Raw genomic sequence first — 25,179 nt, 5'->3', positions numbered from 1 at the left:
AGTGTAGAAGCAAAGTAAACATGGAGGTGTATCTCATGAAAAAGAACAAAAGCGTGACAGCTGCCCTGCTTGTCATCTGCTCATTGGCAGTAGCTACGTCGGCCTCTGCTTTTCGTGATATAAAGGGAGCTGAACAGGAGAAGATCGTAAACTCACTTCAGGACAAAGGAATTATTCAAGGAATAACCAAGGATAAATTTGCACCGGATCAAACGCTCACGTATGCACAAGGAGTACACTTGGTTGTTCGTGCAATGGATCTTCAGGTAATGCCTGATTTCACAACGGGTTCCTTTGCAAACATTCCGGCTTCTGCATGGTATGCCCAGTCCTATCGGATTGCAGCCCAACACCAAATCCCTTTGTCACCAGATATTGATCCAAGCACCCGTATGACAAGAGAACAATTTGCGAATATTCTGTATAAAGCAGTGAGTGCAACGGGTGAATATCCAACTATCCGTATGTTAATTAATGTAGCGGATGGCAAAAAACTAGACCAGGAATCAAATGCAGCCGTTCAATTCCTGCTATTGACCAAAATTGCAAAATTGGACGAACAGAGCAACTTTAACCCGGATCGTAAAGTAACGCGGATGGAGGCAGCAGAAATGGTCTATAACGCATCCGAATTTGTACAAAGTCATAAAACGGTTGAAGCTACTCCTGAAAATCCGGCTGAGCCTGTAGATCCGGTTCAACAAAATAACATTAGTATGAGTATAGAAAAGGCAAATGACGAGCAGAACAAAGTGACAATCACCCGTCTGCAGGCACCTAATCCAGGTTACGGCATTGAAGTGGATCACATCGACTACGTAGATGATACGAATGCAGTAATTTACTACAAGCTGACTAGTCCAAAGCCAGGGGAAATGAATATTCAGGTCATTACGGATACCCACACAAGCACATTGGTAGACAGCAAGTATAAGGTTACGCTTAAAGCAGTAGATGGAACAGTGCTTCCGCCCACAGGAACAGGCACGTCTGTAGCTAAATAAAATTACGAGCCCTATGTTATAGATATAAATAAAACCAGCGAGCCTCCAATTTGTAGGGGAGACTTGCTGGTTTTTTTCATACCAAATGTTAATCGTTAGCCCTAAGCAATAGGGCTATTCAAGCTTTAAATGCTGACTTTGCTTGCAAGTAGGTCATCTTGCGCAGCATGTGCAGAGGATGAAGCCGAATCTGTTGCAACTGTTCCCGACTGGAGCTGATACATTTGGAAGTAACGACCGCCTTGAGCCATAAGTTCGTCATGGCTGCCCCGTTCAACAATTTCACCCCGATGAAGCACCAAAATTTGGTCCGCACTGCGAATGGTGGACAAACGGTGAGCAATGATAAAGGTCGTACGTCCCTTCTTGAGTACCTCAAGAGCGGATTGGATGAGCGCTTCCGTTTCGGTGTCAATATTGGCAGTAGCTTCATCCAGAATTAAAATTGCGGGATCAAAGGCTAGTGCACGAGCGAAGGAAATAAGCTGGCGTTGCCCGGCTGATAAAGTGCTACCTTTTTCAATAACAGGCTCATCGAATCCTTGCGGCAAATGGGCCAGCAATTTGTCGGCTCCAACGTCATGCAGCGCTTTATTCACCTGTTCTCTCGTGATTCGGCTGTCTTCGAGACTGACATTAGAGGCTACCGTACCTGTAAACAAATATGGATCTTGAAGAACAATACCCATATGATGGCGAATCCATTGCTTAGGGATGTCTTTGACAGATGTTCCGTCAATGGTGATCGTTCCTTTTTGCGGATCATAGAACCGGAATAGCAGGTTAATAATCGAACTTTTGCCTGATCCGGTATGTCCGACAAGGGCAACTGTTTGCCCGGGCTGTGCAGTAAAGGAAATATGTTTAAGTACATCATCCTTTTTGTAGGCAAAGGAAACGTCGTTAAACTCTACCTGGCCTTTGTAGCGCGGCATCGTGCCGTCCGTCACCGGCTCTCCAGTTTCGTCCATCAACTCAAATACGCGTCCTGAGGATACGATGGAAGTATCCAGTACGGCGAGTTGGTTGACCATACCCGTCATAGGTTGGAACAGTCGACCCAGCACATCGACGAAGGCATACAATACGCCTAGTGAAACAGCACTACCTGTAGTTCCGAGCGCCTCAGATCCGAAATACCACAACACGACGGCAAAGGCGAGATTTCTTAACACGTTGACTAAATTGTGCGAAGTGAAGGCGTTCAAATTCAGCATTTTATTCTGATGCTTCATATAGTCATCATTCAGTTCTTCAAACTCTTGCTGCGTTTGTTTCTGGTGCCGGAACACGCGAATAATGGACATCCCTTGAATCGATTCATTGATAATCGCATTAATTTCACTGAGTCTGGACCGAATGATTGTATTATAGCGGGTGGCGACCTTGCGATACAATATAATCCACAAGATCAATAACGGTACAATAAACAGAGAGATAAGACCCAGTCTGAAGTCTAGCAAAAAGAGTGCAACATATACTCCTGCCATCGTTACAATCCCTGAAGTGAAATTTGAGAGCACAGCCACAAACAAATCTTTGACTGCCTCAGTGTCATTCGTAACACGGGATACGACTTTGCCTGCGGGCAAGTTATCAAAAAAGTAAACTGGCAACCGCTGGATGTGCGCGTAGAGATCAAGCCGAAGCTTTTGAATGACCTTGTTCGCCGAGGATTGCAGCCAGTATGTTTTGCCGAATTCAGCAAAAATGGAAATAATCAGGAAGAAGCAATACCAGCCAATCAGCTGAAAGATACCGGGCATTTCCGGTTTGTAAAAGCTATACAGTTCATCAGCTGTCAGAGCCTTAGCTTCATAGCGAAAGGTGTCGGAGCCGCGTGTCACAGTCAGCGTTCCGTTCGTAAAGGAGCGGTTACCGTCAGCCACTTTAACCGAGCCATCGATAAATACGAAAGATTTCCCAACTTGTAAAATCCTCGCTTCGCGACCTTTGGTCTCCCCGGACTCAAAGCGATCTTCACGCTTAAAGTGGGTTCCAGCATAGCTTACAGTTCCGTCCACACTAGTTGTTTCATAAAATGGTTTTTCAATAGCGAGCATATGGTCGTCAATCATCGTTTTGGCGATGAAGGGACCAGCGAGCTCGGCGGCTACTCCGATAGCCAAAGCGATGAGAGCGGCAATAAAGCCTGCTTTGCTCGTCAGCGCGTACTGGAATAGCCTTTTGCCGATATTAGGTTTCATTAGGATACCTCCCCTGAGGTCAGATCAGATTCCACTTGTTGCCGTTCATACTGTTGTCGGTACCATCCGTCAGCCTGAAGCAGCTCGCTGTGGGTCCCTTCCTCAATAATGCGTCCTTGCTCCAGCACGACGATCCGGTCTGCATGTTCTACAGCAGAGAGGCGGTGGGTGGAGATCAAGGTTGTTTTACCCGAGCGCTTACGTCGGATATTGTCAATAATCCTTGCTTCCGTCCGGGCATCTACTGCAGATAGTGCATCGTCGAGCAATAGAATATCCGGATCACCGATAAAGGCGCGTGCCAGCGAAACACGCTGCTTCTGGCCGCCGGACAGGGCGATACCTTTTTCTCCGACCAGTGTATCCAGCCCATCAGACAAGGTACCTAAATCCTGGTCGAAGGCAGCTGTACGGATAGCTTCCATAATGTCGTCATCATCTGCACGAGGTTTCCCGAACTGAATGTTCTCGCGCACCGATTTGGAAAACAAAATTTGCTCTTGCGGCACGTAGCCGATCCAGCTGTGTAGTTGTTCTACTGCAATGTCCTCCAGACGTATGCCGGAGATTAAAATATCACCGCTACCCGTCGGATATTCATGCAGAAGCTGTTTGAGGAGAGTGGATTTCCCGCTGCCGGTTCTACCGACGACGCCTAGCGTTTCTCCGCGTTTGAGCTCCAGACTCACATGTGACAGATTGTCAATAGTAGAAGTAGGGTAACGGAAGGTAACGTCTTTCATCCTGATGGATTCGAGGCGGTCCACTGGAACAGGTTGAGCTGCATCCTGAACGTCTGGCTGGACATCGAGAGTTTCATTGACCCGGTCCAGGGAAGCGCTACCGCGCTGCATAATGTTAATCAGCTCTCCAATGGCAAACATCGGCCAAATCATCATTCCTAGATACATATTAAAGGAGACCAATTCGCCTAGCGTGATATCGTTATGAAATACCAGATAAATACCATAACCGAGTCCAATGACATAGCTAAGTCCTACACATAAACGAATCGTTGGTTCAAAGAGAGCATCCATCCGAGCGACAGCCAGATTTTTACGAAATACATCGTCGGTAATATCAGCGAAACGCTTTTCGTCCATTCGCTCTTGCACATAGGCGCGAATGACTCGGATGCCTGCTACGGATTCCAACACCTGATCGTTCATATCACCAAATGCATCTTGTGCCAGTGTGTAACGCTCGTGAACGGCTTTACCGTAAATGCTCATAGCCAGTGCAATAAAAGGTAGGGGCAGGATAGCTGCCAGTGTCAACTTCCAACTGATTAGGGTACCCATGGCAACTAATACAACGCTCAGATAGACCGTAGAGTCTGTCAGTGTCAGCATGCCGAAGCCCGCTGTACTTGCTACGGAGCGAAGGTCGTTCGTAGCACGAGCCATCAGATCACCAGTACGATTACGTTCAAAAAATGGAGGGGTCATCCGCAGTAGATGATTCATAAAGCGTGTGCGCAGTAAGCGCTCCACCAGATTGGCACCACCAAACAGCTTGTGCATCCATATGTACGTAATGTAGTAGATGACGGCTAGAATGCCTATGATGTACAAAATATAACGCCAAAGTGAGGACCAGGAAATCGAACCGCGCACAATCTCATCAATGGCACTACCTAGTAGCCGAGGTGGAGCAAGCTCCAGCACACCAACGGCTATCAGCAAAAACAATCCAATGGAGTATCGGCTTCGTTCTCTTTTAAAAAACCAGCTTAAATTTTTAAGTACCGAAAACAAGAGGAATCCCATCCTTTCATGACAAGTTCTTTCGAGAGTTGTGTACCATTTTGAAGAAACAACAGCGGCTTGCTACCACAAATATGATCCGGCAACAGGCGCAAAAAAGGCATACCGTCCGCAGACGATATGCCTTAAATCTCAATATCATATGGCGCGCAGGTATTTTCAGCACACTCACCACTGAAAAACTGCTCAAACGCAGGCAGCCACTCGTATTAAACCATACAACGTGAATGGCCCAATTATGAAGGATGCGACAGGGGAGATGCTCCGGTATGAAGTTGTTGTGTTTGTAGATGTGGGTAAAATGCAATAGGAAATTTTAGCACCGGTAACACTCCTTTCTTCCTCAAAATGGGTTCATTCTAACATGAGTAATCGTTCGAATTGGTAATAAATTTCAAAATGGATCTCGTATGGTTGAATCTTAACACCCTTTTTTGCGAATTGTCAAACCTTTTTCAAAAAAATGTATATGACTTGTCCAAGAAGCTCGCTGGGTTGGGACGGTTGGTGGTCATTCTAAAAGATGCTATGATATAGTTGGCAGACGTCATTGTACAAGGAGATGAGCATAACGTATGAGCATACAGGTAACTGAACCTGCGGCACAGTGGTACATTAAGGAGCTTAGTTTGAATCGTGGAGATTCGATCCGTTTTTTTGTTCGCTATAGCTCTGGCGGCGGGTTGCATCCAGGCTTTTCTCTGGGAATTGCCGTAGAGCCTCCGCAGCACCCCGTATTACAGCATGAAGCGGCTGGCATTACGTTTTATATGGAGGACCAGGATTACTGGTATCTGAAGGGCCATCATCTGGAAGTTAAGTATTTGGAGGAACATGATGACATTATTTACACCTATGTTGAGGATGGACAAGCTTAGCGCTCTACTGTCAATCATAGCGTGCAAATAGTTGTTCTTGGACAAGAAAAGCGGTGGAGTATCGTGTTACAGGAGATGAACCTGTACATGATGCTCCGCCGCTTTTTTGTGGTTAAGGCGGGTATGTCGTATGTTAAGGGTTGTTAAGTATCGGGCCATCGAGTGCAAAATCAAAATCATCAATGTCGTACACATGTACAGGTACGGAAGCTTCGATAATGCGGTGGATCCAGTCCAATTGATCCGTCAGAATAGGTAATGATTCACGTTGAGCTGTCAACACTAGTTCAGTCTCAATTGGATCAAAATATTCTCCGTAATGCGCAGTATCAACAGCATTAATGATAATGAGTGATGTATTGGCATCGAATAGAATAGGCAAGCTCTTGGCCCAAGGCATCTGAAGGGCACGCCGAATTTTTTTCTGATTCAACGGTTCCTCAAAATAACTGATCAACTCGCTTACCTTCCGCTTCACATGTTGATCGTCCATAGGATTATCCATGAGCGGCTCTGTGCTATCCTGGAATTCGTATAGCTCTAGCAGTGATGTGTATGGCACTATATATTCCACAGGGGCGGGAGATGTAAGTAGTTGGCCGTATATAGCCACCATTACAGCTTCCGTTACAAATTGTCGAGACATCGGTCAAGCCTCCTGCATTTACCAAATTATGCGATATGAGTATACCACAAAGCGGGACTGAATTCAGCCCGACATGCAGATTGCTATCATTTATTCCTATATTTGTTGTGCGAATTTAGCTGCGGCCGATTAACAAGGAAAGCAATCCGGCAGCAATCAGAGGTCCAACAGGAACTCCTTTAAAGAAGGCAACGCCAATGACGGTCCCGATCAGTAGACCTGTCACAATAATGGGCTGTCCAGACATCAAAGTTACTCCGCGGCCGCCAAGATAGGCTACCAAAATTCCGATACCAATCGCGAGCAGTGATTTCCAGTGCAGGAAAGACTCCATCACCTGATTGATACTGATTTTACCGCTGGCTAGCGGGGTCATGACCCCAATCGTCAAAATAATAATTCCGATCGTCAGGCCATACCTTTCAAGCCAGGGGAAAGCAGAATGAAAGCTGGTTACCCGCAGCAGCAGTAATACAACCATGGCAATAGTCACGGTAGAGTTGCCACTAACAATTCCAAGACCAGCCAATACCAGTAAGATAAGTGAGCTGTAATCCATACAGATGTTCTCCTTCGTTTATTTAGCTTTGGATATGTTCGGCGATTTGTCGCCCGTGCCAGCGGCCTGTTTCAATAAACACCTCATTGGCATTGCTGCCTGAAGCGATGACCCCAGCGACATATATACCTGGGATGTTCGTTTCCATCGTGGCAGGATTAAATTCTGGTTTGTCCAGATCCTCAGCCATGTGGACGCCAACAGACTCCAGTAGTTTTCGTTCCGGGTGAAATCCAGTCAGTGCCAGTACAAAATCATTTTCGAGCCGGAATGCTTCAGTGTCCAGCGGAGTGACTACGACATGGTCTGGATGAATTTCGGTAATGCGTGCGCCTAAGTGCAGCGTGATCTTCCCTTTTTGTACCATACTGTCAAACAGTGGACGAACCCACGGCTTGATGTATTGGGACAACTCGCTTCGACGATATACCATATCAATCGTAGCTCCGACCCGCACCAATTCCATTGCAGCATCTACCGCAGAGTTACTGCCACCGATGACTGCGACCCGGGTTCCTGTATAGGGATGGGCTTCGCTGAAATAGTGCGTGACTTTATCCAATTGTTCCCCAGGAATGCCCAAATAGTTCGGATGATCAAAATATCCTGTAGCCACAACGACATAGCGTGACGAATACGTTTTGGTTATTTCCCCTTTGCTCAGGGTATGTACGGTAAATGTACCGTCATCCTGGCGATGAATGGACTGGGCCTCCTCATAATGCTGAATGTTCAAGTTATAATGAGTGGCTACCTTACGATAGTACGCCAGTGCTTCATGACGAAAAGGTTTATCATTAGGGGTGCTGAATGGAACATCACCGATTTCCAGTAGTTCGGCGGTGCTAAAAAACTGCATGTTGGTCGGATACAGAAAAATGGAGTGAACGATGTTGCTTTTTTCAATAATGACAGTTTGCAAACCTCTGCGGCTGCATTCGATTGCAGCGGATAGTCCGCAGGGTCCGCCACCGATAATGATTACGTCGTACATTTGGATGAACCTCCAGTTGTATTGGTTTATTACGCCTGTTTTGTAGGGTTAACATTATTTTGACGATTAAAAACGGATCTCAGGATTGAAGCAAATAGCTCAGTATGTGAGAAGTTTTCAAATAATAATCCTACCGCAATGCGAACACAATATCCAGCCGTTTTCAGAAAGTGATGATGGAAGGTGAAGATTGACAGCTACTTTTAGTAAACATATAATTAGATATATATCTATTTTATGTGATTGAATTCGCTTGCATAGCAAGTATGTACTAGTGAAAAGAGGTGCAATAACGATGCAACTGGATAAAATGGTCAATTATCATAAAGCACTCGCTGATCCAACGCGTATGCGAATATTACTTCTTTTGTCCCGTGGGGAGATGCATGGTCAAGCTTTGGCGAAAAAGCTGAATTTGTCCCAGCCGACTGTTACACATCATGCTTCCAAACTCCGTGAGGCTGGGCTGATTAAGGAACGACGTGATAAAAACATGGTGTATTTTACACTGAATCCAGAGCTGATCCGGCAGCATGCCGAGGCGACGGTGCGATTTATTTTCGAAAAAGGAGAGGGGGAGGAAGAGATGTCAGAGTTGAATGAAACGCTGGAGGCGTCGGTCTTACGCAATTTTTTTTCCAAGGACGGCAAGTTGCGCCAAATCCCTGCGCAGTATAAGAAAAAATTAATCGTCCTTCAGATGCTGGCAGAAAAGCTGGAGCCAGGCCGCATGTATCCTGAACGTGAATTAAACGAGTGGATCAAGCAATACCATGAGGATTTTGCAACGATTCGGCGTGAGCTGATTATGCATCAGTTTATGTACAGGGAACGGGAAATGTACGAATTGAACCCGCGTGAGATGTGGACGCGCTGGGATCAAGTACACTAAACAAACTTGACAAAGATTTCAAAAAAGTTTCGTGGGCAGCCTTGACAGACAATTGATGGACTTGTATGATAAAGGAAATTTTAGGAGGAGGCGATGTTATATGCGTACGAACATGAATGGATGGGTTCAGCAGCAGAATGACTTGTCTCCCGCACGGACGATGCACGGTTAAAGACTGTATAGATCTATAGTCTTGGCTTAGCAGTTGGTTGGCAGTAGAACCAACGAAATCCGCAGGGAGTGATTCCCTGCGGATTTTTTATGGTTAGGCATCTTGTTATCCAGTTGCTGGTTCTGGGGAGTGGTCTGTGAAGACTGCTTGCTTAAGTGAACGAACGGATCACATCGGCCTGAATCGTATACCCTCCGCAGGGAAACCCCTGCGGATTTTTTGCGTTGTTTGCATGCGGGGAGAAAAATGTATACCGATCGATCGAATAACACTACGATCAAAAAAATAATAATGATTTCAGGAGGAAAACAATGAGTATACATGAATACGGTTGGTCTGATTACTGGAACGGTTTTTGGGACCAATGGAAGCAAAGTTTTGAGGAACGCGTAGGAAATACACAGATACGTCCTGCCCGCTTGATTGCCGATTATGGACAAAAGGTGAAGCTTATCACAATGGATGGAGAACGCTGGGGAGCGGCTTCAGGTAAGCTACGACATGCTATTGTCGATCCGGCGGAAATGCCTGCCGTAGGGGACTGGCTAGCAATCACTACGCCAGATGAAGTGTCGGATGCAGTCATCCATGCCGTCTTGCCACGGAAAAGTCGAATATCTAGACAGGCCGCGGGCTTTGAGACGAAGGAGCAGCTGATCGCTACCAATGTGGATACGTTGTTCCTTGTTAATGCGTTGAATCATGATTTTAATATGCGCAGACTGGAACGGTATTTAATTATGGCTTGGAACAGCGGGGTAAACCCAGTTGTCGTTTTGAGTAAGAGTGATCTTTGTGAAGATGTCGAACAACGGGTTGCTGAAGCGGAGGGAGTTGCCCCTGGTGTACCTGTTATCGTTATTTCTGCTTTGCAGAACGAAGGCAGAGAGCAACTGGAGGCGTTTCTTCAACCTGGCTGTACAGTTGCTTTGACAGGCTCTTCCGGTAGTGGAAAATCCACGATAGTAAACTGGCTCTCTGGGTCTGAAGTTCAACTGACACAGGATGTGAGGGAGGAAGACAGCCGGGGCAGGCACACAACCACTCACCGACAGCTTTTTCCCATCGCAAAGCAAGCCGTTTTGCTGGATACACCTGGTATGCGCGAGTTAAATCTGTGGGATGATTCCATGGGGGTCGCTCATACCTTTTCGGATATTATGGAAACGGCGCAGCAATGCCGTTTTGCAGATTGCAAGCATAAGGGCGAAGCTGGATGTGCAGTGGAGGAAGCTATAGAGAGAGGGGAATTGTCGGAATCCAGAGTGAACAATTATCGCAAAATGCAGCGGGAACTGGAATATCAGGCGCGTAAGGAGGCAGACCGGCGCAGGAAAGATAGCCGTTCAAGCACAACCCCGGGTCGTAGGGATCAGCGAAGCGGCTGGCGACGTGATGTGGAGTGGTAAGCCGAACTGCAGTGAAGCATCAAATGTAAAAATATAAGAAAATCTATGTTGTAGTCGGCATATGGTATAAAGGGGTGAATATATGCCGAACTACAGCATTGTGGTGGATTTATCGGATCGTCGTTTATATTTGAAAGATGGAGATCAGATTGTTCTTAGTTATCCAGTCGGTATTGGCAAGCTGGCTACACAGACACCGCATGGGCAATTTACGATTATTAACAAACAGCCCAATCCCGGCGGCCCTTTCGGAGCGTTCTGGATGGGGCTGTCCAAGCCGCATTATGGCATTCACGGCACCAATGAGCCATGGTCCATTGGCAAGATGGTGTCACATGGCTGCATTCGAATGCAGAATAAGGATGTGCTTGAGCTTCAGGAAAAGGTAAGTATAGGCACGCCAGTCACGATACAGCCGTAGCGGCTAGACGATACTAGATTCTGTATCTACTCAGACGTGGATACCGCGTCATAGGCTGTATCTGTGAAGTATATTTCATGGCGAACGGCCGTAACTTTAAGTTAGATGCTGCGTTTAGTTACGATTTGGGTTGGATAGGGATACGGGCTTCAATCTGTTTGGAGCCCTCTTTGTCGTCTGCGGATTTGACTAACGGTCCCGAAAGACGTTCTCCTTGTGTACCGTATGCCTGTTTGGCGTTGGTCCACATATCTTCGTTTGGTTCGAAACTTATGACTATGGTGTAGCGGTTGGCAAGGCTCGGCTTTTTGACCCTCATGCTGAAGGAGCCGTCAGGCATAACTTTGGTTTGATCATCGTAGCCGAACTGCCATCGTCCCGGAAAATCAATCGTGAGTTTGACGTCCGACCCTTCCAGCAAATTGCTGCGCGCATATACATGATAATAGTTACCTTCTTGCTTCACATCAGGCTTAATCCACACTTGAGGACTACCGTAGTCCTTAGGTTTGTTCCAGACGGGCTTAACTAAAGGGGTATTGCGTTCTTGTTCAGGATCAAATTCAGCCCCAATCCGAACTTCATGCAGAAGCTGTTTGTTTTCTTCGTATTGATATACATAAGGACCTTCCAACTTGTTGCCACCGCTGCCATACAGATTTCGTATTTCATTGTCTTGGTCATCCGGACGGAACAGAACAGTCAGATCCATACTGCCCTGTATTCCAGGGCGTTGCACTCGGAGTACAAAACTTCCGTCCTTTTGAATAGTGGTCTCATCCGTGTACCCAGTTAACAGGGAGTTTTTGACCGCAAGATTCCCTTTGATCCGTGCTCCGGCTGGGAGGTTGGAATGTCCTGTAACTTTCACGGTATTTTTATCAATGCTAACGCCACCTGATATTTCGACATAGCTGCTGCCTTGCTGATGAACAGGTGTATGATTGGCAGCTCTTTCATCAAGGGATGATGCGCCTTGGTTGGGATTACCCGTTACGGTGTAGGCACGTGCTTCAGCTTCATGTTGGGCCATACTCCGGGTTGAAGCTTTTTCCCTGCTGCATGCAGCCAGCATCGTTAGGATTAAGAATGCACATAAAAGGTTCCAGCCTATTTTGGTAATCATGTGTTTACTCATGGTTTCTGCTCGCTCCTTGTCCATAGCTTCCAGGCTTAACGTGATAAAATTTTCGAAACTTTATGTATTTACCCTAATTAAAGGGTATGTAATCCCGCCTGCTTTATCCTATAAGGAACGTACCTGTTTAAACAACGTACAGAATGGTTAAAAATGGATAGCCTGATCATCCCCTTGAAAAGCAGGGGCAGCTTGCTGTAAAGGAGCCTGAGTCATATGTCCATTGACCGTTTTATCTTAAAAAAGCTGGACAACTGCCGGGAAGAGCATACACGCGCTAATTTACTAGAACTGTTTAGAATACGGATTGAGAAGGCGCAGAATAAGGAACGAGGCGGTAAAAAAGGTTATCGCAGAATACTTTAAATAGAGTCTGATCAAATGCATAAGCTGCGGTAAGTCACATGTATCATGTTTCAAAGCTGCTGATATGGAGAGGGTGCTGAAATGCCCCTCTCTTTTTTGTGTCTAATATGGACAAAAAAAAGTCCCTCTTAATAGAGGGACAATGCCAATGAATCATTTTCACTAACGCTATGCAGGATGGCTTCACAACCGACAATCTCTATACTGATCAAAGAGTTAAGACATTTTTGAAGGGCACGCTTGCCGCTGGAGATTTTATTCTCCAAAGTGTTACTTAGAAGTTTTAAAGTTTTTTGTACCGGTTGCTTATTTTCTTGATTGAAGTATACGGGAATACGTTTGTTTTGAAATGTAATTAATGTTCTCACAAAAATCACCTCGCCTGAGTTATTTCATGGCTTTATTGTAGTGCCCGTTTCTTAAAATTACCTTAAAAACACCTTATAAAAACATAAAGGTCTGAAAAATTTACAAAGTGTTCACAACAATCTAGGGAACAATCGAATTTAGTTCTAACTAATCGACAAAATGACGTATATAGCCGTATTAGAAATGATTAAATACATATTATTGATACCAATGACTCTACTAATGTGAGAGAATATGACTAAAGTCGCTGTTTTATTTTTAGAGTGGGTATTTTGTAACAAATTGACAGTCTAATAGTCGGATGCTACAGTTACGATAGCCATATTTCCGTTGAAATAGGCTTTTTGCGTGAACTTTGCTATATATTAAGGATCGGGAGGGATGACAGATGATCCTGACCGTGCTTTCAGGACGACAGGAAACAGAGTGGTTTGACATCGAGGTAGCTGATGAATACTCGGTGGAACATTTAAAGCTGATGCTGGGTGTGCGCATTTTCGGCGAGCCTCCGGCGGAAGGCATGCAATATATTATGGAAGCAAAGTTCCCAGAAGGGCTTTGGTTCAGGGTGGGGGATAACCAGCTACTCACAGGATCAGGCTTACGGGAAGGCTGTACTGTGCGTATTCAGCGCGCTTTTTCGACAACTCAGGACGAAGCGCCTGTGTATGGAAGGCGTTCTCTGTTTCAAAGTGAAAAAAATGGGTAAATACACACATGAAATTATATGAAACCTTGGTAAAATGAAATAGTAAGCGAAAAGGGGGACTTTTGTCTTGAATGCATTATACCAGCGATCCCCGAGATTAAGGCCGGCGCTCCGAGAGGAGAAGCTGGAGATTTTACGGCCTCCGGCTGAGCCGAGCAAGCCGTCTTTTTCTATTATATCTATACTTATTCCGTTAATGATGACGTTGGTGACTATAGGCTTTTACGTATATATGAGCAAAACAGGCAAGATGGGTAACAGTAACTATTTGATGTTCCAGATGGTCACCGTGGTCATGATGCTTACATCTTATACGATTCCTTTTTTCGTCTATTTAAATAATAAGAAGGAATACAAGCGTAAGCTGGAGGAACGGGACCGGATGTACCGAGAACAACTCCAAAAGCATCGTGAAGAACTTGAAATGAAACGCGAGGAGCAAATTCGCACACTATATGAAATTCACGGTGACCCGCAAATATGCACTCAAATCGTCAAAAACCGCAACAGTTCACTTTGGGAACGATCACCGGAGGATGAGGACTTTTTGCAGGTGCGTATTGGGACTGGACAAGTTCCCTTTCATATTAAATTGCAAATTCCACGCCCAGACGGTTATGACCGAGATCCTTTGTTGGGAGCTGCGGATGAACTGGAAGAGGAATTTCGTCTGGTAGACGCTGCTTCCATTGCATTACCGCTGTTTCAATCCAAAGTGGTTGGATTGGTCGGCGACCGGGAGCATACCCTTGCTGCGTTAAGAGTCATTTTGGCACAGGTGACGGTTCGTCACTCGCCAGATGAAGTGAAAATTGCTTCCTTCTATGACGAGCGAGAGGAAAGTGAATGGACTTGGATGCGCTGGCTCCCACATGTGTGGGATGATGACCGCATCCAGAGAATGATGTCAGACCGCAGTAGCAGTGCACATCAATTAGCTGATTTTCTGTTTGCCAGACTGAACCGTCGTAAAAATAATCGCAATGATCGCCAGGGCAAAGGAATGGAAGTCCCGTGTTATATCGTTGTTTTATCTGACACCCAGCTGATTGAGGAAGAACCGTTGCTGCCGTTGTTACTGGAGGACGGTCGAGCCATTGATGCGTGTACGATTGTGCTGGCTTCTCGTAAAGAGGCTTTGCCGATGCAGTGTCAGCTGATTGTGGAGGCTTCCAAAGAGCAGGGCGTATATGCCCGCAAATCAGAATCGGCGGAGGTTGAACAGCAAAGTTTTAAACCGGATCGTTTGTCAAAAGAGGAAGCCGATGCATTGGCGAGGTACATGGCTCCTATTCGCTTGAAGCGTTCCTCTGCTTCTGACATTCCCGCTGTGCTACCTCTGTTTGATATGATGAGCGTAGCGAGTGTGGAAGAACTGGACGTGGCAGATCGGTGGCGACGTAACCGCCATCCCGATACCTTACCTGTGCCGATGGGCGTGCGAGCAGGCGGTAAGAGGATTATGATTAACCTGCATGATAAGATAGAGCGTCAAGGACATGGTCCCCATGGCTTGATCGCCGGTACAACGGGTTCAGGGAAGAGTGAGGTTATCCAGTCCATCGTAGCCTCGCTTGCTGCCGAGTTTCATCCACATGATCTTGCTTTTATGCTGATCGATTACAAGGGTGGAGGCATGTCCAACACGTTCGTTAACTTGCCGCATGTTGTGGGTACGATCACGAACTTGGACAATAATTTGATTGAACGTGCCAAAATATCTCTTAAAGCAGAACTGGTTCGTCGACAGAAGATATTGAACGATGCAGGCAATTTACAGCATATTGATGAATATTACAGACTACTCCGGCAGCGGCAGGAACAACCGCTGCCTCATCTGGTTATTATTATTGATGAATTTGCACAATTAAAGCGAGATCAGCCAGAGTTTATGGACGAGTTAATCAGTATTGCCGCGATTGGGCGGACACTAGGTGTCCATTTGATTTTGGCGACGCAAAAGCCCGCAGGTGTCGTAGATGATAAGATCTGGAGTAACTCCAGGTTCCGCATCTGCTTACGGGTGCAAAGCGAAGGTGATAGCCGTGACATGTTGAAAATACCGAATGCCGCGTGGATTACGAAGCCGGGACGAGGATATTTCCAGGTCGGTAGCGACGAGGTGTTTGAAGAGATGCAGTTTGCTTGGAGCGGTGCGCCGTATATAGGCAACAGCGATATTTCTTCTGCACTACCTGTACATGAAGTGAGACTGAACGGGAAACGTGAAGCGCTACTGACGGGCGGCGAACGGGCAAGCTCAGGCTTAAAAGGAGAAGAAGCCCCTAAACAGCTTCAAGTATTTATTGATTATATTGCGAATGAGGCTGCTAAGGCAGGGATCGAACGACTTCAGGGACCGTGGCTTCCACCGCTGCCTGAATTGCTGGATTTAACAAATCTGCCGGTATGCACCGAAATAGATAGTACATCATCACCTTTGGAGCTGAAGGCTCTTATTGGTCTGGTGGATGATTTGCCGAATCAGCGGCAGGAGCCAATTTATGCATCGCTGGATCATGGTCATTGGGCTGTGTATGGCATGCCGGGTATGGGAAAAACGACCTTTTTGCATACATTGCTGATGTCCACGGCTCAGCGTTTTGCAGCGAATCATTGGAACGGGTATATCATTGATATGGGTCGAACGATGCGCGACTTTGGGGAACTTCCCCAAATCGGGGCTGTTATGATGGCTGAGGAGGATGACCGGATCAAGCGACTGTTCCGTTATCTGTTCAAGATGGTGGCCGTACGCAAGGAAATGCTTTCCGAGGCTGGTGTCAAAACAATAAGCTCTTATCGACGTTCTGCTGTTGAGGATGTTCCGCAAATTGTCGTAGTTATTGATGGATATCTTAATTTCCGTAATGCTTATCCAGATGAAAATGAACTGCTGGAATCTCTTTTGCGAGAAGGAGGCAGTCTAGGTATTACTTTTATCATTACAGCGAACCGGATTACCGATGTGTTTGAGAAATTCCGCAGTAACATACCGAATGCTGTTTCTTTTGAAATGTCCGACCCGAGTGACTATTACTATGCGGTAGGACGACCAGCCAAAACGCCAGGACCGTTAATTCCAGGCCGCGCTCTGGTTAAAGGGCATGTTCCTCCGCTGGAGTTCCAGACGGCATTGCCTTCACCAGGAGAAGATGAGGCGGAGCGATCAGCACGGTTACGCCGCAATATTGCTGGCATTGTGCAGGAATGGAAAGGCAAGCACGCACCAGCCATCCTCCCATTACCTGAGCGGATTCCATTGTCGGAACTGCTTCAGCAGTGGGATCAGACGAGTGGACCTTCGGGTGCACTTCCTTATGAAGTACCTGTAGGTCTACAGAGTGACGATCTTGAGCCTTTTCTCCTGAATCTGAAAGAAGGGCCCAATTTTATAGTGGGTAGTCCAATGGAGGGTGGAAAAACCTCTTTTCTAATGAGCTGGATTATATCGCTTGCTTATTACACATCACCCGATCAATTGGAAGTCTATACGATCGATACACGCTATGGAGGCGGAGGACTATCTAGATTACGGCATCTTCCTCATGTTAAGGCTGCTGCCGAAAGCGAGGAAGAAATGGGACCTCTGGTACAGAAAGTGTATGATATCGTTCAACAGCGGAACAAGGAGGGGAATGATCCCGAATTGCTCCTGGTCATTGATGATGCGGATATGTTAAGTAAGCAACTGAACGATTTTATGATAAAGGATCAGCTCTCCGCCATTGTACGGTTGGGACGTGATCGCAATGTGCATGTCGTGCTATCGGGTGTGCCATCTGATTTCCCTACCTTTGGTGTGGACTGGTTTAATGATGTCAAGGCAAGCCAAAGCGGTATGCTATTTGGAACACTAGATTCGAATGATCTATCGTTCTTTCGTATCCCTTATTCGGAGGCGAACGCCGCTGCTGGTGGCCTAAAAGTCCTGCCACCTGGGCAGGGATACTACGTACGGCGCAAATTTACCAGGATAAAAGCGGCAATTCCCTTCTCAGAGCAAGTGAGCTGTGAGGATTGGATAACGAAAATTCGTGACCGATGGCATGTTGTAGTTTGAAGGGAGGTGGCTCATAATGTTAACGTTTCAAGCTTCCAAGCAGAAGTTAATAACCCTCAAGGCGAAGGAACTGTTTTTTCTGGCAGGCGTATTGGGTTCTGACAGACTGCTTGGGGTGGAAGATCCGTTTAAGGGCTATCTAGCAGAGGAGTTGGCGGAAGAGTGGGAGCAGGTAAAAGCTACTCTTTTGGAAAAGGGGTATCTAAAGCGGGTAGATAAGGGCAAAGAGCTAGCAATGCCTCCTACCGTTTTTTCAAGAGTCGCTATCGCGGGATTATCCAACAGGGCTTGCCGTATACGCTATGCGCGGGGAGGTAAGCGGTTTGAAGGCTATCTCCATTGCACGAACGAGCGTGTAGTGGAACTCGTGAAATCCGCTGATGAACCCGATGAGTATCGACTGTACGATCTGGGTAATGTGGAAAAGGCTTGCGAGACATTGATTGATAAAATGGGTTGGGTAGATCGACTTGTGCCTGAATCCCCCGCACTTATGTTCTCCAAGCAGGCATTTAATAAAATTTATGAGCAATCGGCAGGAGAAAGTGTGTCTCTGATCAGCAGTAAACTGACCGAGGCTAGCGGAGATGCAGAGGGGGCTGCAAGACTGGCTCAGTCTTTGAGTTCTCGTGTAGCCGAAGGAGAACTGCAATTGCTGGTATGGAATGGCAGGGAGTGGGAATCACAACGGGCAGCCTTTGTCCTGTGTCCTGCAATGAACTGGATATTTCGGATGAGCTCAAGTGGTAACGGAGACTGGCTGATTGCAGCTATGGCTTCAAGGGATCAGTTTGTGGATTTATTATTAAATTGGTTGAAACAGTCGGCAGTGAATGAAGAAGTGACAGAAGAAGGGTGATGGATATGCGCATTCGAGTTGAACCGGATGTGCTTCGGGGGCTTAGCGGGCAGCTACAGCATGCGGCGGAGCAAATTCAACAGTTAACAGCAGGTTTGGAGCAGGCGTTACAATCGCTGGATTGGGATGTATCTGCACGCGAGGCGATCTTGAATCATTGGATGCAGGCCAAGCGGATGTCAGAACAGATTCATGCTTACCTCCATACATCAGGTACACAACTGAACCGAAAGGCAGAGCAGTTTCAGTCTGTTGACCACAACTATCAAACGATTCTGTCATTTGCCAGCCAACCATTGGGACGACCCGTCACAATGCTCGATTGGTCGAATCAGCAATCACCGTCTATTCTGCCTGGGCAAGCTTCGGAAACAGGCAGTCTGATTTCAAACCCGCAGTCTGTCGTACATGCCATTGCTGGTGTACAGTCTTCGGATGTAGAAACGTTGCATCAGGATATTCTGATGCAGGCGTCTTCTAGCAGTCCGCAGGATTGGTATTTTACTGATCCGTCTACAACAAGAGATCAGCCTGTCGCTTAGTTGGGATCGCGTTCCGGGACAATCTGGATCGACTGCAAAATTTACTTGATTCGTTTCGCAATTCCCGACTTTATGGGACTTATTAGGTGGTTGTTTTGTTAATATTATACTGTTAGGTGCTGTTTTATAGTTAAAAAGTGGGATTGTTACAATTAGGTCCTTTGCCTTTTGTAGGGAATTAAATAGCCATAGTACAATTTGAACTAGATAAAACAAAAACATTTTTATCATCAAGGAGGACGCAAAAAATGGCAGGACGCATTTTAATTACCCCAGAACAGGTTGATCAGGTGGCTAACCAATTTAAACAAAGTGGTGAGCAAAGCCAACAGATCGTTTCCAGTTTGACACAGTCCATCTCAGGTATGGAAGGTCAATGGGAAGGTATGACTAAACAACGCTTCTTCCAAGAGTTTCAGGAAGCTAGCAAACAAATGCAAGCTTTTGTAACGACTTTGAACAGCATCAGCCAAGAATTGACAGCTATCGCTAACAAATTCCGTACGGTTGACCAAACGAAATAAGTTGCCTTGCCTGATAGGCATTAACTTGTCATATACCACTCTATAAGAAGCAATATGTGAGCCATTCCTCACGGTTTGGCACAGGATGTTCAGGAAAAACCGGGCGATCTTCGGATACCCGGTTTTCTTGCCATCCATAGATGTATATAATAAGGTGAGGAAAACTAGCATACTGAATGATGTAAGGAGAGGGATGTTTCATGTCTTTTCAACCGAATCCGGGAGACGAATTGATCATAAACGGCACAGCTTATGTGGTTGGACGACATCCCGCTGCACCCGGTTTAGCCTATGCTCAAGCAGGGCGGCAGGGAATTGTATACCAACTGAATGCCAAAAACGGAGCACCGCATGAGGCAAAAGCCCTTAAAGTGTTTTTTCCGAAGTTCCGCATCCCGGCTATGGTTTATCAATCTGAGCATATGGAAGCATACGGGGATATTCCCGGTTTGCAGGTATGCAAGCGTGATGTGCTCACTCCAGAAAGAAACGGAAGTCTGATCGCCGAGCAGCCTGATTTGCTGTATGCGGTGCTGATGCCATGGGTTCACGGTATGACATGGTTCGATTGTCTCACAGATCAGCGTCAGCTTGAGGCTTCCGATAGTCTGGCTTTAGCCAGAGCATTGGCAGGGATCGGTTCAGCTATGGAGCAAAAAGGATTGGCGCACTGTGATTTATCGGCGCCGAATGTGATGCTTCCGTTTTTTTCTGAAGTGGAACTGCCTCAAGGCACGTCAGCTGTGGAATTGGTGGACGTGGAACAAATGTATAGTACTAAAATGGATCGTCCAGACGCTCTATTGGCAGGTTCGCCAGGGTATGCCGCACATCGTACCGTCCACAGCGGTTTATGGAGTGCGTATGCAGACCGTTTTGCAGGGGCAATTATTATAGGAGAAATGCTAGGCTGGTCTGACCGTGTTGTAGTCGACAAAGCGTGGGGCGAAAGTTATTTTGATCAGCATGAAATGCAGACGCCTTGCGAACGTTATTTTATTTTACGAAAATCACTTGAATCCCGCTGGGGCAGCAAGGTGGTAGAATTGTTCAGCCGCGCCTGGGATAGTCAGGATTTAAGCAGTTGCCCTACTTTTGGCGAATGGTTGGTTGTACTTAATGCAGTTACTGAGCAGGAAATTCCAGTTGAGGCTATAGAACCGGAGCCTGCTGCGACAGAAACAATAGAATCGGCAGCGGTGAGTGGCCTTTCCAGTGAAGCTGCATCTTCTTTGTCAGCACCTGCACCGCTCAAGGCTGAACAGGCTGCCCTGCTAAATCAGGCTGCCCTGGAGCAGGGAGAGCGTGGGGTAACGGACAAGCTGTTCCGACAGGCACGTGATTTGGAGCAGCAGAACAAACCTGCTGCAGCGCTGGAAGTATACCGGTCGTTGTATCATTTTGTAGAAGACGGCAGTCCTCTGCATGTGGAGGTGTCGGCTGCGATCACAGGGCTAGAGGAGCAGTTGAATCCCAAGACGCCGGAGCAACCTGAAAAATCAAAAGCCTGGTATCGCTCCAAAGCGTTTATCGTGACAACTGCGGCCGCAGTCGTTCTGTTGGCAGCTGGAATCCCAGCCGTGAATATTCTTGCAGATCAGTCCAGTCAGCGACAAATCGAGGCAGCCAAGCAGGAAGAGGCAGCGAAGGCTGCAAAGGCGGCCGAGGAAAAGCTGGCAGCCGAGCAGGAAGCCGCTCAAAAATTGCTGACGGAGAAACAACGCCAGGAAGCGGAACAGCAGGCCAAACAGCAGGTACTTGCCGCTCAAAAGCAACAGGAAGAGCAGAAGAGACAGCAAGCCCTTATCGATCAACAGGTTAAATATGAAGCTTATCTCGCCCAAAAGGAACAAAATAAGCAGGCGGCTGCCAAGTTGGCGAAGCAAAAAGCGTATGATCAACAGGCAAAGTATGAAAAATACTTGGCTTTGAAAAAGGAGCAGGAAACCCGTGCCGCCCAGGAAGAGGCAGCTCGTAAGGCAGCAGCCGAGGCGGAACAAAAGCAAAAAGAGTCTATGCATGCACGAAACAAGGAGAACGTTCTTCAGCTTATTTCCCTGTACAACAAGGCATATGCCTCTCAGGAAGGTGGAAGCGCTGCGAAGGCAAAGAGCTTTGCGAAGCGTTTTAGAACACTATATGATAGTAATCCTTCTTATTATCGTTCGGTAGGCGAAGTGGGATATCGGGCTTCCTCGATCTATAATTTTTTAGGCGATACGAATTTTAGACTGCCTAAAATTTAATATTTCATATGTTTATATATGGGCGGAATGATAGCTACAAAACAGATGAAGATAGAAGGTAACTGAGGGGAGCATGTACAAACCATGAATTATACAATACAGGCTTCACAACGCACTCCCGCCCTGATCATTTACCTGATTGACATCAGCGCGTCGATGAACATGCTGATGGAGGGGCGGCGGCGTATTGACGTTGTATATGAAGCTATATCGTTGGCGATCCGGCAGATGGTTTTCCGTTCAACCAAAGGAAATCGGCTGACAGCACGCTATCGGATTGCGATTTTAGCTTATAGTGACGACGTGTATGACCTGCTGAATGGTGTCAAGGGAATTGATGAAATCGCGGCCATTGGTTCGTTGCCCGATTTGACACCCAAACGATTTTCAGATTCAGCAAAAGCCTTCCTGCAAGCTGAGCGTATTTTGCAGGCAGAATTACCAGGGATGCAGGACTGTCCTGCACCTTTGGTCTGTCATATGACAGATGGGGTTTCCACAGGCGATGATCCGGAACCGATTGCGAAGCGTATTATGAGCATGAGTGTACCGGACGGTAATGTACTGGTGGAAAATATATTTTTATCCGACAGGTTGCTGGAAACGCCTATTCAGGACCCCCGTCGCTGGAAAGGTCTGACGCATAATACGCCTTTGCAGGATGAACATGCTGTGAAATTGCGTGATATGTCTTCTGTACTGCCTGAAAGCTATCGAGAAATGCTGTTTGAGGCAGATTATCAGTTAGGTGAAGGAGCCATTATGATGCTGCCCGGAACCTGTGCGGAACTGGTGTCCATTGGGTTCCAAATGTCGGCTGCAACGCCTGTACGGTAAGGAGGTAAAAGCATGAATCCACTGCTGTCCCTGCTCCCCGCGAGCAAAAAAAAGGGAATGAATGCAAGGCTGACTCAGCAATTTGCTTACATAAGCTCTCAGACAGGCGATCAGCCTTTATCATCTCATCACAGTCGTTTTATGTGTCGTTATGGCTATGGAAGATCTGCCGAATCTGCCAGTATGGGGGAAAGCGGACAGGATTTCGCCGCAGTACGTATTCATAAATCCGTCTGTTGTTTTGTCTTGTGTGATGGTGTCGGGCTCAGTTACCGAGGAGATTTTGCAGCCCGCTATCTGGGTTCCTCTTTACTGGATTGGATGGAACGGGGACAAGATCTGTCTGTTGATCAATTAAGAGTGTACCTTGAACGTTTGGCAGGTACAGCGGCAGAGGAACTGGATCGGCAGCCTTTGGATCATGAATCAGGCTTAATGCGCTCGGTATTGGAAGATAAACGTCGTCAGGGAAGCCAGTCCATGTATATTTGCGGTAAAATCGAACTGCCGAAGCGTGGTAGCCGTGGCCGTCTCCGACTTGCCTGGCAAGGGGATTCACGTTTGCGACTATGGAACGGTGCCGAGGAAATTAGCGAGCTGTTCGATCATACTTTTTCTACAGCGGAGCGCTGGTCAACAAGTCGTGGGCCGATTGGTGGGAAGCCTCATTGGTACGAAAGAAGTATACCCGCAGATATGCCGATGAGATTACAGGTGTATACGGACGGTTTATCCGATTTGGACCCCATTCGCGAGCCTGTCCCTGATGAGCAGATACAGGTATTGCTGGACGCATCCCATACCGGGGGACTTGATGATGATGCTGCATTTATTGAGCTTCAGTGGTAAATGAATAAGCAAAAGGACGTATGCATCCATATCCATGGTTGTATAACGTCCTTTTTTTGATGAATACATAGAAAAATACGATTCGTTAAGATATTTATAGAATGTAACGAGGAGGAGAAGGAAATACGCGCTAATGCGCGTAATATTCGTCCTTTTCTCAAATATCGCAAAGGAATAGCAAAAAATGCGCAAAAATGGTGATTATAAAGTATATCCTTTTGGGTAATCTTGTGATTATACAGATTACTGAAAGGGAGCGATACATATGAGCTACACATATGCAGGAGGCGCACGCTTTGAAGGCAAAACGGCTCTGATCACGGGGGCTGGTTCTGGCATTGGCAAGGCAACGGCCATTCAAATGGCTAGAGAAGGAGCGAATGTCGCTCTTTTTGACGTAAGTAATGAGCGTATTTTGGAGACAGAAAGAGAAATTAATGCTATACGTGAAGGGTCGGCGCGGGCATTTGACGTGGACATTGCCGATCCGGTGCGTGTGGAAAAAGCAGTTCTGGAAGCGGTTGAATTATTTGGCGGTCTGCATATCATTTTTGCTAATGCCGGGATTAACGGGGTCGTCGGACCGATCGAGGATCTGAGCATTGAGGATTGGCGGCAAACATTGTCCACGAATCTGGATGGTACCTTCCTGACGGTGAAGTATACAATACCACATTTGAAAAAGAACGGTGGCGGCAGCATTATTATTACCAGCTCCATTAATGGAAATCAGCGCTTTACCAGCTTTGGAATGTCAGCCTACAGCACATCGAAGGCGGGTCAAACCGGTTTTGCTAAAATGGCTGCGCTGGAGCTGGCTAAGTTCCGTATTCGTGTCAATGTCATCTATCCTGGGGCCATTTCGACCAATATTGATGAAACCACGGAGAAATCGGAAGGGTTAAAGCAAATTACCATCCCCGTCAAGTTTCCCGAAGGAGGGCAACCGTTGGCAGATGGACCGGGTCAACCCGAGCAGGTAGCTGATTTGGTAACATTTTTGGCCTCAGATCATTCGCGTCACATTACTGGTGCACAAATTGTAATTGATGGGGCAGAGTCGTTATTGTTTTAGAAAATAGAGCATGCTCTGGGACGGAGAAATGTTTTGTGGTATCCTGAGTGTATTGTCTTGGTTACGGTGCGAATGTGAAGCTCACATAAAAACCCCGGGTCCTTCGCACCTCGAAATTTGTCGAAATGGATTCGGATTAGCTTTCTTCGTTAGAAGTCAATAGTCGATTCAAGCTTTTTTAGCATCGTTTTTTTCGAAAATGCATGGAATTGATATCATTAGGGTATGAATTCCTTCATTTTCGCTGTCGCACTCCATATGAGTGCGTGGATTGAAATCGACCATTCAGCGGTAGTCGCTCATGTATCCGGTCGGGTCGCGCTCTATATGAGTGCGTGGATTGAAATATGATGAATGGAGGACGTCCTCAAGAAAGAAATAGGCGCACTCCATGTGACAATTGACGATGCGGCAGGATTCACGGTCAGTCGTTACGGCATATGGTTTTGTTTGACTGGTATGCTTTGCATAGTTCTCAGGGCTTCAGCCGCAGAAGGAAGAAAATAAAATCGAAGTGAAACGATCTTTGTGATATGTACAATGCTCGCAATGGGCGCGATGAGAGGCAATGATGCGGGGGAATGAGGCAAGAATATGAGGGCGTACAGGGGATAAAATGCGGAAGAACCACCGAAGGATGAAAAATCCAGTGCG

Annotated in this window: 23 protein-coding genes; 16 read left to right on the top strand and 7 right to left on the bottom strand. The window is 46.6% G+C overall.

What is annotated here, in order from left to right:
• Positions 1-35: 35 nt before the first annotated feature.
• Complete coding sequence (locus tag MHB54_RS02180) at positions 36-1,004, top strand: S-layer homology domain-containing protein (protein WP_023988253.1); 969 nt, start codon at positions 36-38, stop codon at positions 1,002-1,004.
• 125 nt (positions 1,005-1,129) lie between these two features.
• On the opposite strand, the gene MHB54_RS02175 is transcribed toward MHB54_RS02180, so the two are convergent.
• A complete protein-coding gene (locus MHB54_RS02175) occupies positions 1,130-3,211 on the bottom strand; it encodes an ABC transporter ATP-binding protein (RefSeq protein WP_023988254.1) in 2,082 nt (693 codons plus the stop codon).
• Positions 3,211-4,968 (bottom strand): ABC transporter ATP-binding protein, encoded by a 1,758-nt coding sequence (locus MHB54_RS02170; protein ID WP_023988255.1) that lies wholly within the window; start codon positions 4,966-4,968, stop codon positions 3,211-3,213. The genes MHB54_RS02175 and MHB54_RS02170 overlap by 1 nt, the downstream gene beginning before the upstream one ends.
• Before the next feature lie 50 nt (positions 4,969-5,018).
• On the opposite strand from MHB54_RS02170, the gene MHB54_RS02165 reads away from it, so the two are divergent.
• Both MHB54_RS02165 and MHB54_RS02160 read left to right on the top strand, forming a co-directional pair.
• The gene (locus MHB54_RS02165) at positions 5,019-5,204 is read left to right on the top strand and encodes a hypothetical protein (RefSeq protein WP_226887697.1); all 186 of its coding nucleotides are present in this window, start codon (positions 5,019-5,021) and stop codon (positions 5,202-5,204) included.
• Positions 5,205-5,552: 348 nt separating this feature from the next.
• A complete protein-coding gene (locus MHB54_RS02160) occupies positions 5,553-5,855 on the top strand; it encodes a HesB/YadR/YfhF family protein (RefSeq protein ID WP_013309976.1) in 303 nt (100 codons plus the stop codon).
• A gap of 133 nt (positions 5,856-5,988) precedes the next feature.
• Here MHB54_RS02160 and MHB54_RS02155 read toward each other — a convergent pair whose 3' ends face one another.
• From MHB54_RS02155 to MHB54_RS02145, 3 genes are all read right to left on the bottom strand, one after another.
• The gene (locus tag MHB54_RS02155) at positions 5,989-6,501 is read right to left on the bottom strand and encodes a hypothetical protein (RefSeq protein WP_023988256.1); all 513 of its coding nucleotides are present in this window, start codon (positions 6,499-6,501) and stop codon (positions 5,989-5,991) included.
• A 115-nt stretch (positions 6,502-6,616) separates the two neighbouring features.
• The gene (locus tag MHB54_RS02150; RefSeq protein WP_013309978.1) at positions 6,617-7,060 is read right to left on the bottom strand and encodes a DUF441 domain-containing protein; all 444 of its coding nucleotides are present in this window, start codon (positions 7,058-7,060) and stop codon (positions 6,617-6,619) included.
• A 22-nt stretch (positions 7,061-7,082) separates the two neighbouring features.
• A complete protein-coding gene (locus MHB54_RS02145) occupies positions 7,083-8,054 on the bottom strand; it encodes a YpdA family putative bacillithiol disulfide reductase (RefSeq protein ID WP_023988257.1) in 972 nt (323 codons plus the stop codon).
• Between the two features lie 295 nt (positions 8,055-8,349).
• Here MHB54_RS02145 and MHB54_RS02140 point away from each other — a divergent pair, with 295 nt between their 5' ends.
• The 3 genes from MHB54_RS02140 to MHB54_RS02130 all read left to right on the top strand — a co-directional run bounded on the left by MHB54_RS02140 (position 8,350) and on the right by MHB54_RS02130 (position 10,948).
• On the top strand, positions 8,350-8,946 hold the full coding sequence (locus tag MHB54_RS02140) for a DUF2087 domain-containing protein (protein WP_023988258.1): 597 nt from the start codon (positions 8,350-8,352) through the stop codon (positions 8,944-8,946).
• Between the two features lie 483 nt (positions 8,947-9,429).
• Positions 9,430-10,527 carry a ribosome small subunit-dependent GTPase A gene (gene rsgA / locus MHB54_RS02135; RefSeq protein ID WP_023988259.1) on the top strand — a complete coding sequence of 366 codons (1,098 nt, stop codon included), beginning with the start codon at positions 9,430-9,432 and terminating at the stop codon, positions 10,525-10,527.
• An 82-nt stretch (positions 10,528-10,609) separates the two neighbouring features.
• A complete protein-coding gene (locus tag MHB54_RS02130) occupies positions 10,610-10,948 on the top strand; it encodes a L,D-transpeptidase (protein ID WP_023988260.1) in 339 nt (112 codons plus the stop codon).
• Positions 10,949-11,066: 118 nt separating this feature from the next.
• Here the strand turns inward: MHB54_RS02130 and MHB54_RS02125 are convergent, their stop codons facing one another.
• Positions 11,067-12,086 (bottom strand): hypothetical protein, encoded by a 1,020-nt coding sequence (locus tag MHB54_RS02125; RefSeq protein WP_023988261.1) that lies wholly within the window; start codon positions 12,084-12,086, stop codon positions 11,067-11,069.
• 216 nt (positions 12,087-12,302) lie between these two features.
• On the opposite strand from MHB54_RS02125, the gene MHB54_RS02120 reads away from it, so the two are divergent.
• Complete coding sequence (locus tag MHB54_RS02120) at positions 12,303-12,452, top strand: hypothetical protein (RefSeq protein ID WP_023988262.1); 150 nt, start codon at positions 12,303-12,305, stop codon at positions 12,450-12,452.
• Between the two features lie 128 nt (positions 12,453-12,580).
• On the opposite strand, the gene MHB54_RS02115 is transcribed toward MHB54_RS02120, so the two are convergent.
• On the bottom strand, positions 12,581-12,820 hold the full coding sequence (locus MHB54_RS02115) for a hypothetical protein (RefSeq protein WP_013370782.1): 240 nt from the start codon (positions 12,818-12,820) through the stop codon (positions 12,581-12,583).
• Between the two features lie 389 nt (positions 12,821-13,209).
• Between MHB54_RS02115 and MHB54_RS02110 the strand changes: the two genes are divergently transcribed.
• The 9 genes from MHB54_RS02110 (at position 13,210) to MHB54_RS02070 (ending at position 24,525) form a co-directional block, all read left to right on the top strand.
• A complete protein-coding gene (locus MHB54_RS02110; RefSeq protein ID WP_023988263.1) occupies positions 13,210-13,530 on the top strand; it encodes a hypothetical protein in 321 nt (106 codons plus the stop codon).
• 67 nt (positions 13,531-13,597) lie between these two features.
• Entirely contained in the window at positions 13,598-17,593 is a 3,996-nt protein-coding gene (essC, locus tag MHB54_RS02105; RefSeq protein WP_264453873.1) for a type VII secretion protein EssC, read from the top strand.
• A 16-nt stretch (positions 17,594-17,609) separates the two neighbouring features.
• Positions 17,610-18,452, top strand: coding sequence for a hypothetical protein (locus tag MHB54_RS02100; RefSeq protein ID WP_023988265.1), 843 nt, complete (start codon positions 17,610-17,612; stop codon positions 18,450-18,452).
• Positions 18,453-18,457: 5 nt separating this feature from the next.
• A complete protein-coding gene (locus MHB54_RS02095) occupies positions 18,458-18,994 on the top strand; it encodes a WXG100 family type VII secretion target (protein ID WP_023988266.1) in 537 nt (178 codons plus the stop codon).
• A gap of 248 nt (positions 18,995-19,242) precedes the next feature.
• Positions 19,243-19,518, top strand: coding sequence for a WXG100 family type VII secretion target (locus MHB54_RS02090; protein WP_013309990.1), 276 nt, complete (start codon positions 19,243-19,245; stop codon positions 19,516-19,518).
• A gap of 200 nt (positions 19,519-19,718) precedes the next feature.
• Positions 19,719-21,764 (top strand): hypothetical protein, encoded by a 2,046-nt coding sequence (locus MHB54_RS02085; protein WP_264453872.1) that lies wholly within the window; start codon positions 19,719-19,721, stop codon positions 21,762-21,764.
• A gap of 84 nt (positions 21,765-21,848) precedes the next feature.
• A complete protein-coding gene (locus tag MHB54_RS02080; RefSeq protein WP_013309992.1) occupies positions 21,849-22,601 on the top strand; it encodes a vWA domain-containing protein in 753 nt (250 codons plus the stop codon).
• A gap of 12 nt (positions 22,602-22,613) precedes the next feature.
• Positions 22,614-23,450: a hypothetical protein gene (locus MHB54_RS02075; RefSeq protein ID WP_264453871.1), complete on the top strand. Its 837-nt coding sequence runs from the start codon at positions 22,614-22,616 to the stop codon at positions 23,448-23,450.
• Between the two features lie 265 nt (positions 23,451-23,715).
• Positions 23,716-24,525, top strand: a complete 810-nt coding sequence (locus MHB54_RS02070; RefSeq protein WP_023988269.1) for an SDR family oxidoreductase — start codon at positions 23,716-23,718, stop codon at positions 24,523-24,525.
• Positions 24,526-25,179: the final 654 nt, after the last annotated feature.

This window comes from Paenibacillus sp. FSL M7-0802 (assembly GCF_038004945.1).
In the GTDB taxonomy this organism is placed as follows: domain Bacteria; phylum Bacillota; class Bacilli; order Paenibacillales; family Paenibacillaceae; genus Paenibacillus; species Paenibacillus polymyxa_B.
Note: the sequence above shows the minus strand (reverse complement) of the source record. Positions and strands in the feature narration are given on the sequence as shown.